Origin of the sequence: Paraburkholderia sp. SIMBA_053 (assembly GCF_046534895.1) — a bacterium.
In the GTDB taxonomy this organism is placed as follows: domain Bacteria; phylum Pseudomonadota; class Gammaproteobacteria; order Burkholderiales; family Burkholderiaceae; genus Paraburkholderia; species Paraburkholderia caledonica.
In genome coordinates, this window is sequence record NZ_JAWRXU010000162.1 from 1 (window position 1) to 404 (window position 404).

The following is a 404-nucleotide window of genomic DNA, read 5'->3' on the forward strand; positions in this document are numbered from 1 at the left end:
CTGGATCGATGCGGACGCAGGCGTGTCACTCGACGAACTGTTCGCGTGCGCGACGCGCCCCGAACTTCAACGCATGTTCGCCGCGTCTCCCGCGCTCAAGGGCCTGCGCAAGGCCGAATGGCTCGAAGCGCTGCGCGTCGCTGACCCCGCGCACGCGCTGCCACGGCGTTATCGCGAGTGGGACGCAGCCGCTGACGAAGCCGCGCTGCGCGTGCTCGTCGCGCCGCTCTGCGAGCGCTTCCGGTTGATGTTCTTCGGCAATCTGCATCAGGACTGGTCCGAGTTCGTGCTCGCCGATCTCGGCGTGTATCAGTACGAGCGCGTGGCGTTCGCGCCGTCGTCGCGGGCGTTCCAGCAGCGGGGCGACGTCGACCGTTATCTGGCATTGCAAGCGTGCCGCGATG

The 404-nt window shown here is 67.8% G+C and carries 1 pseudogene; it reads left to right on the forward strand.

Going from position 1 to position 404, the window contains the following annotated elements:
- A pseudogene (locus SB753_RS35070) lies at positions 1-404 on the forward strand (VRR-NUC domain-containing protein); the annotation flags it as partial.